Annotated in this window: 9 protein-coding genes; 2 read left to right on the plus strand and 7 right to left on the minus strand. The window is 34.5% G+C overall.

The genetic code is table 11. The annotated features are described in order from the left end of the window. Together M0Q24_RS10835 and M0Q24_RS10840 are read left to right on the plus strand one after the other, a co-directional pair. The coding region (locus M0Q24_RS10835; RefSeq protein ID WP_295050557.1) for a thiamine pyrophosphate-dependent enzyme at positions 1-859 on the plus strand (859 nt) is incomplete at its 5' end. 387 nt (positions 860-1,246) lie between these two features. After that, positions 1,247-1,687: a hypothetical protein gene (locus M0Q24_RS10840; RefSeq protein WP_295050559.1), complete on the plus strand. Its 441-nt coding sequence runs from the start codon at positions 1,247-1,249 to the stop codon at positions 1,685-1,687. Here the strand turns inward: M0Q24_RS10840 and M0Q24_RS10845 are convergent. From M0Q24_RS10845 to M0Q24_RS10875, 7 genes are all read right to left on the minus strand, one after another. Then, positions 1,676-2,770: a methyl-accepting chemotaxis protein gene (locus M0Q24_RS10845; protein ID WP_295050560.1), complete on the minus strand. Its 1,095-nt coding sequence runs from the start codon at positions 2,768-2,770 to the stop codon at positions 1,676-1,678. The genes M0Q24_RS10840 and M0Q24_RS10845 overlap by 12 nt on opposite strands. Before the next feature lie 48 nt (positions 2,771-2,818). Further along, positions 2,819-3,379, minus strand: a complete 561-nt coding sequence (locus M0Q24_RS10850) for a hypothetical protein (RefSeq protein WP_295050561.1) — start codon at positions 3,377-3,379, stop codon at positions 2,819-2,821. Between the two features lie 87 nt (positions 3,380-3,466). After that, on the minus strand, positions 3,467-4,270 hold the full coding sequence (locus M0Q24_RS10855) for a class I SAM-dependent methyltransferase (protein ID WP_295050563.1): 804 nt from the start codon (positions 4,268-4,270) through the stop codon (positions 3,467-3,469). An 8-nt stretch (positions 4,271-4,278) separates the two neighbouring features. Then, complete coding sequence (locus tag M0Q24_RS10860; RefSeq protein ID WP_295050565.1) at positions 4,279-6,246, minus strand: TonB-dependent receptor; 1,968 nt, start codon at positions 6,244-6,246, stop codon at positions 4,279-4,281. 9 nt (positions 6,247-6,255) lie between these two features. Further along, positions 6,256-6,669 (minus strand): TOBE domain-containing protein, encoded by a 414-nt coding sequence (locus tag M0Q24_RS10865; protein ID WP_295050567.1) that lies wholly within the window; start codon positions 6,667-6,669, stop codon positions 6,256-6,258. A 10-nt stretch (positions 6,670-6,679) separates the two neighbouring features. Next, positions 6,680-7,648, minus strand: a complete 969-nt coding sequence (locus M0Q24_RS10870; RefSeq protein WP_295050570.1) for an LLM class flavin-dependent oxidoreductase — start codon at positions 7,646-7,648, stop codon at positions 6,680-6,682. Positions 7,649-7,707: 59 nt separating this feature from the next. Continuing rightward, a partial coding sequence (locus M0Q24_RS10875) for a hypothetical protein (protein WP_295050572.1) occupies positions 7,708-8,497 on the minus strand: 790 nt, incomplete at its 5' end.

Raw genomic sequence — 8,497 nt, forward strand, 5'->3', positions numbered from 1 at the left:
AGATATTATGAGCCATCTATTTGATAGAAAAGATGTGGATGTTGCGTGGTGTCCGGGTTGTGGTAACTTTGGTATTTTAAAGCTTGTAAAAGAGGTTTTAGAAGAGCTAGAAGTGGAGAAAAAGAACTGTGTAATAGTCTCAGGAATAGGGCAGGCGGCAAAGACTCCTTACTATGTCGATACAAATATGTTTGGGGTTCTTCACGGTAGAGCACTCCCAGTTGCAACGGGCATAAAACTAAGCAATGAAAATCTTCATGTAATCGCTGAAGGCGGAGATGGCGACATGTACGGAGAGGGTGGCAATCACTTTATCCATACTATAAGAAGAGATGTAAATATAGTAAATATCGTTCACAACAACATGGTCTATGGTCTAACAAAAGGCCAAGCTTCACCTACAAGTCAGAGGGGTTTTGTAACTGGTGTGCAAGTTGGGGGAGTTATAAATGAGCCGTTTAATCCTTTGGCAGTCGCCTTGTCTTTAAAAGCTGGATTTGTCGCACGCGTAAATATTGGCAATATAAAACATGCAAAAGAGGTTTTAAAAGAGGCATTTTTACATAAGGGTTACGCACTTGTTGATATTTTACAGCCTTGTGTCACATTTAATAAGATAAACACCTATGATTGGTTTAGCGAAAATAGTTATGTCTTAGATGACTCTTATGATGCGAGTGATTTTGAGCAAGCTGTTAAAAAGTCTTATGAGACTATTCCTATGCCCATAGGTGTTCTTTACAAAAATAAAAATAGCAGAGTATCATTTGAAGAGGCTATAAGAGGCAGACATGCTAAGCCGCTTCACACTTTAACTCACGATATTAGTAAGATTCAGAGCTTGTTTGAGAGTTACTAGCAAACAAAGTAGAGGCATCATTTACAAAGAAATTAAGCCCTTTATTAAACTAGATTTTGAATTGAATGCTCTGAGCAATTATTAAGTTGGATCCTGAATCAAGTTCAGGATGACAAAGACATGGTCATAGTGAGCTTGATTTTGAATTGAATGCTCTGAACAATTATTAAGTTGGATCCTGAATCAAGTTCAGGATGACAGACGCACCGTCATTCCGTGCTTGACACGGAATCTAGTTTATAGATTAATCAGAGCACTTAATTCAATTTCAACTCTTCAAAAGATTCAATTACACTCGCTATTATAATCCAGTGTAATTTATTTATTAAGTAAATATAATGTTATTCTTCTGTATAATCTCTATAAATTTAAACTTTAAGGAAAAAAATGAAAAAATTAATTACGACAGTAGCCTTAGGTGCTATTCTAACTTTACCAAGTGTTTTAAGTGCTGATCAGGCAAAGGGTTTAAATGTTTTGATAAACTCTGAAAATCCTCAAACTCAGGCGATGGCTATGGTTTTATCTATGATGAGTATTAAAAAACATAACAAAGAAGTAAATATCGTGTTATGTGGACCAGCTGGAGATATAGCAGATAAAAATATAAAAGGTACACTTGTAAAAAGACCAGATGGCAAAGAACTCTCACCACAACAAAACCTTCAAATGCTCATAAAGATGGGAGCTAAAGTAGAAGTTTGCCCACTATATTTGCCAAATGCTTCAAAAGATGCTTCGGTACTACTTGAAGGTGTTACAGTAGCAAAACCTCCAATGGTAGCAGGAAACTTACTTAATAAAGATTATCAAAACTTAAGTTTTTAAATTAGAAAGAGTATCAACGACGCTAGAGATGTTTACTCTAGCTTCTTGGAGTGTTTTTTGAGTTCGCTCTGATAATTTTCGCACTTCATCGGCTACTACTGCAAAACCTCTTCCGTGTTCTCCTGCACGCGCTGCTTCAATAGCTGCATTTAGTGCTAAAAGATTTGTTTGATCTGCAATATCTGAGATGGTATTTAAGATGCTAAATACATCTTTTGACTGCTCTTGAAGTGCTTCTACTCTGTTGTCAAATTCTATGGAGACTATCTCTTTTTCATCTTGAGATTTTTGTAGTTCATTTGATTCTATTATGAGACTTTCTTTTTGTTCGTTAAGAGTTATTATTTCCTGATTTAGCTCACTCTCTAGAGATCTAAGAGACTCATGCATCTCTTCTTGTTCTCTTATAAGTGTAGAGTTTTTACTCTCTAGATCTAAGACTTTAGAAGCAGAAGCACTTAGAGATTTTACTTCTTTATTGAGAGTCTCATTTAGTTCTTTTAATTCTCTTATCTCAGCTAAGCTCTCTTCAATTTTCGATTCATTTATATGGTCTTGTTCTTTAGTATCAATTTCTTCTTTTTTCTTTGATCTAAAAATAAAAAATCCTATGAATAATCCTAAAAGTATCCCAAAAAATGCAAAAGTACTACTAAGTAGAGTTGAGGGTTTTTCTACGATTTTTTCTTCATAGAGAACTCTATCTTTATATATTATATTTTCTTTTGTTTCTCTGTTTTTTATAAGCTCTTTAGCATCTCGTACTATCTCAATATAGAGCTCTTTCATCTCTCTTATTTGAGATGCATCTATGTTTTGGTTCTCTTCATGAAGATCTGAGAGTGTTTTTAGTGTGCGACTCTCTAAACCATCTAAGAAAGAGCTTCTTGTCTTATCTAGTGAGAGTGAAGTTGTAATATTTTCGTGAGTTGAGAGTATAAGAAAGTATAAAGATACTTTTTGTTCAGCAGAGAGATTTGGCGAAATCTTGTCTACTTGCTTGTTTAATTCTTGATAATTTAATTCAATGGAAGATGCGAAAATATTTACAGATAAAAATAATGCTAGGAATAGTGTTTTCATACAAATAGGGAGCATTTTTCATACCAGAAAAGCCACCTATTTGAGTTTTTATGCATATATATTTTTGTTGAACTCATCAAACTCTTGAAGTGTTTTTTCTAAAAGTTTTTTAGTTTGCTCAAAGATATTATTCATAAGTTCAGTAGGATCTAGTTGTTCTGATTTTTCTGGCATCTTTAACTTTTTCATAGAGTTGTCAAACATCTCTACTATGTTTGTTTTGATGTGATTTTTACTATTTTCATCTCTTTCTTTATTTGGATCAAATATACTAGCTATTTTGTGTGCTAGTTGAGATACAGGAGATTTAGGAGCCACATCTTCAAGTTCTTTTAAAAATGAGTCTATATGAGGTTGAGCTATTTTCATAAAAGCATCTATCTCTTTTTGATCTTGTGCATCTATACCATTGCTCTCTACTGAGAACTTAAATGATTGCATTGATGAGAAACTCATAGAAGTTTGTGAGCCATTTTGGTTTTGTTTGTGACTCATAGATGCCGACTGATGGTTTGCAAAGTCCATCTTTATAACATCACCGCTAGAAGTTTTCATTGCGATATTGAGGTCATGTGCTCTATAAGCATCCATCCCATAAGAAGTGTTCATAATATTCTCCATTATTTTATAGACTACATATCGGCAAAAAAGAGCAAAGTTTTAGATCTATTTTCAAGGCTTTTCGCAAGTGAGGCTTTAGCCTCGCCTAGTGCCACAGTTCCAAGAGATAAACGCCCAAACACTATCTTTTGGTGACTCAGATGCATCTTTTATGTATAGTTCATAGTACTCTCTCGCTTTTTGCTGCTGAGCCTCATCTAAAGAGCCTAAACTCCAGATAAGAGACTTTACAAACTCATCTATATCAGTGTAGCGAACACTTCCACTACTTGTTGGAATGTAGTCTACTTTTGGTAGATATCCCTCTTTATAAAGTATGATAGGCAAGTACCAAAAGTCAGGCTTTGTAACTATTGTTTTGCCGATGTAGTCTAAGATCTTCATATCTACAAAACTACCACCTGCCATATAAGTTACATAACAAGCTTTTCTAGCGAGATTTGAGATTTTAAGAAGTGCTGATTTTATATCCATTACTTCAATGCTTCTAGATGCCACAACAATATCTACAGCTTCTATCTCACTCCAATCATCATCCCAACCCATATGATAAGTTGTGATATTTGTCACACCCTCAGATGCAGCAAAAGCTTCAAGCTCATCAAGCATCTTGCGGGAAAAATCTATAGCGATTACATGCTTTACTTTTTTAGCAAGCGGAATAGCAAGTGTTCCCGGTCCACAACCCACATCAAGCACCACATCATCTTTATCAATCTGCATTTTAGAGATAAAGTCCTCGACATAGTGAGATTTTTGCATGCGAGGTGCCATCTCTTTAGATTTTTTGTCCCAATCCTCACTCTTTTTACCCTTAAAAACACTCTTTTGCTTATGTTTGGTATACATATTAGCAAAGTCAATCGGTTCTAAAAACATCTTATTCCTTAAAATTTATAATTTAGTGTTGCAAAATATTCACGGCCAGCTTCTGGGTAACCTAAACTGTATTCTACCAATTTATCTGTAAGATTTTTTACACCCACTTCAAGTAAAAGCTCTTTCATAGGTGCATATATCACTTTTGCATCAAATGTTGTAAATGAACCGATTTTTACATAGTTGTCATTAATATCTTGATCATATGCACCATTGCGGTATTTTATATTTGCATAGAAAGAAAAGCCCGCACCTAATTTTTGTTGTGCAAATGCAAAGGCTTGATGTTTTGGTACATTTGTTCGTTTATCACTGTTTATATTTTTCTCTTTAACATCTATATAAGCGAAGTTTCCTCCAACTTTAGTGTCATCCAAAGTATATGCAGCATCTAGCTCAAAACCAGTATGTTCAAAATCACCAATATTTTGATTTTGCTGTAGAAAATAAGTTTTACTTTTTTTTACATATGTCTTAGCTGTATTAACGCTACTAATAGCATCTTTTACTTGAGTAAAATAAAAATTTGTTGCTACAAGAAACTCTTTAGTTTTGTAAGTATAACCAACTTCGTAGTTAGTAGACATCTCTTTATCTAGATCAGGATTTGGCTCTTTTGTGCCCATTCCTCCAGAAAATCTATCTTTCATTGAAGGTAGATATGTCTTTTGAGATGCACTAGCCCTTAGTTTTGACTCAGGAGTTAGTGTGTATATGATGGCTGCTTGCGGATTTACAGCCGACATAGTATCTAGACCCACATAAGCGTTTGGAGTTGTTTCATAAGCTTTATCAGCCTCTAATCTGTCATAACTAATACCTGCTAATATCTCCAAATCGTTTGTGATTTTATAACTATCCTCAGCTCCTATAGAAATAGTATGGTCTTCATACTTTTTACTAAGAATATTTGTAAATAAATCAATATCTCGGTGAATATCTTTTTTATAGTTAGCCGCAAGTTTTAAGAAGTTATCGCCTATCTCTAAGCCATACTCAACTCTTGCTCCATAACTATAATCATCATATAAAGATGGGGAAAACTGAAGAGTAGTATATGTTTTATCCCTGTAAAAGTACATAGTATTTTCACTCTTATCGTAGTAGGCAAGTGCTTTTATGTAGCTAGATCCAAAGTTTTTTTGTCCTGATATAGAAAAAGTCTCTTTATCCCAAAATGGTGAATCCATATGACGAGGATTTGGATTTACTTCTACTGGATGTTGTTTTTGCCCTTCTTGTTTTGCATAAGAGAGAGCAACTTCACTTGTGTCATCTGCTATATATCCAACTTTTAAACTTATTTTTTGATCTCTTGCTTCAGAGCGAAATCTATCTCCTTTTTCTTGTTCAGATCCAGATACAGGACTATAGCTATCGCTCATACGAAAATGATCTCGCTTAGTATAACTACCACCAAGTTGAGCGTAAAAGTTTCCTACTCTTGAACCTACATTGATACTCTCTAGATGCCTTGCCATTTTTGCATCACTATCTAGGACTATCTCTCCTCTGATGTTACCTTCTAGCTCTTTAGTTGGTTTTTTTGTGACAATATTTACAACCCCACCCATAGTATTTGCACCATAAGCGATAGAAGAGTAGGCTTTTGAGATATCAATTTCTGCAATGTCATTTGTTAAAAAACGACCAAAATCAAAGTTACCATCATAAGGAACATAGACAGGGATGCCATCTATAAATATACCAATCCTACTAGCACTTTGTCCACGAATACTTACCTTTGCTTCACCACGAGGACCAGAATCATTCATACTAACACCGCTCACATTATCAAGCGACTCAGCAATTGTTCTTTCATTGTTTTGAGCTATGTCAGCAGATGTAGTAGTTTGCTCAATCATGTTGATACTTTCTGCATTTACCGCTTGAATACTTACTTTACCCAAAGTATAACTACCATCAGCGAGTGCTAAAGATGCAACCACTGAGAGGGCTATAAAACTTTTTTTCATCTTTTTCCCTTACGCTACTAAAATTACACTTGATGCTTTAAAAATCGCATAAACGCTATCGTTTTTCTTGATTTGCAGATCTTCTATAGCATCGTTTGTTACAATTGCGCATAGATTTTTATCTGCTATCTTTAGCTTAACTGTACTATTTACTGCACCTTTTGTCACATCAACTACTACTGTTTTTATGTTATTTCTCGCAGATGCAGAGACTTTTTCTTTACTTAAAATCACTAAAGATGACTTGATAATGGCAGAGATTTCTCCTCCAACACTTAAAGACAGTGACTCTTTTGCATCGTTTGTAATAGTTGCGCAAACAGATATTTCATCACTCACTTTTATAACTACTTCACTCATAACACCGCCACTTTTGATCTCTGTAATTTTTCCACTTAACTCATTTCTTGCACTTGTTCTCATTATATTTTCCTTATATTTTTGGTTTTATCTGTTGGCTAAAAACTCTTAGCATCTCTTTGCTCTCATCCATATCAGATGATGCAACCTTTAGAACTAGATGTAAGTTTTTTATCTTTGACTTTATCTCTCTTATCTGCTCCGCACACTCATCTACACCTCCTGTTATTGCAGCTTTCATAAAGTTACTAGCATCAAAAAACTCATATCTTTGAGCTAGTAGTTTTTCATAATTATCTTTGTTAAAGCTTGGTTGGTCTTGCTTTGATTTGACTGCACGCATGCACTTTATAAAGTGGTCAGTCGATACTATTGCAGTGCTGTAAGCCTCTTTTTTAGTCGGTGCAACTGAGAAAACTCTCATAAGAACAGTCTGAGGGTAAAATCCAGCTATATTTTTATAATACTCCTGCGCTTCTACACACTCACTAAGAGTTGCTCCTTGAGAAAACATCAAACCATAAGAGTTTTTAGCGGCAAACGCTATGGTCTCTTTGGTTGAAAAAGTTGCTATAAAGGTCGGGATTTTATCTTGTACTGGTTTTGGTTCAAACCTTGCATCTTCATAGAGTTTTTGCTCTATTGTCTTTATATTTTGATAAAGTTCATCTCTTAAAGTATCCGCATCTTTGTCAAAATACTCCAAATCAAGTGTAAATCCACCCTTAGCAAAGCCAGCATTTATACGACCATTTGAGAGATTATCAAGGGTAGAAATCTCCTCCGCCAGTCTTGTTGAGTTATAAAAAGGAGCTAAAAAAGCAGCAGCTCCTATACGAATCTTTTTAGTCTTTGCAGCCAAAGATGCCATCATCAACGATGGGTTTGGTATAACGCTAAAAGGGTTAAAGTGATGCTCAGCAAACCAAACTTCATCAAAACCTAACTCCTCAGCCAAAACACCAAACTCAATATCATCTAAAATGGCCTTTTGTGTGTTGTTATTGTAATTTTCTGTAAGTAGAAATATTCCTAGTTTCATCTTAACTCCTTTTTGTTATATCAATATAGATATAACGATATAAAAATATAAACTTGCTATTAAAACTTAAACTCATAAGATGTGCCTATTACTCTTCCTTGATCTTCAAATCCGAAGATGGTCATGTAGTTTTCATCAAGAAGGTTTCTGCTGTAGAGTGATAATTTGGCATCGTTTTGAAATAGTTTGTGGTTGTAGTCTAGAGAGAGGTTTATAGAGATAAAATCCCCTACATCATGATACTTTTTGTCAATCGTAAAAAAGTTAGACTCATAAGTGCTTAGATATTTACCAGAAAAATTTAGAGCATAGTTCCCGATTTTTTTCTGCATAAGCGCAGAGATATTGTGTTTTGGTATCTCGTTTTTCTTTGCATCAGCCGTTGCATGAGCGTAGCTAAATGAGTAGTAAAAGGAGTCTACTTTACCATCAAAACCAAATTCCCCACCATATCTTTTTTGATCTATCTGATTAAATACTATATATGGAACATTGTTTGTTCCAAAATAAAGAGGCGATTTTATGTTTTTATTGTCATATAAGAAGAGATTTAGCGTAGGATTAAAGTATTGATTTACTACTTTTTTTACTCCTAGTTCATATCTATAATTTTTTTCATCTTTCATAGCAGACCCATCTGCGCTCATGGCATCATCAGTAGTTCCTGATGTTAGATATGCAAATCTTGCACTAGCTTCTAAAGAGTTGCTAAATTTATAAAGTGCTCCAAATGAAAAAGCCATAGAAGCTTTTGCCCACTTATCTTCTATAATAGAGAGTTTTTGATTGTTAAGTTTTGTAACATTATCTGCCAAGACAGAGTTTGGATCATATCTCTCAACAGATGAA

The sequence above is a fragment of the Sulfurimonas sp. genome (assembly GCF_023228785.1).
In the GTDB taxonomy this organism is placed as follows: Bacteria; Campylobacterota; Campylobacteria; order Campylobacterales; family Sulfurimonadaceae; genus Sulfurimonas.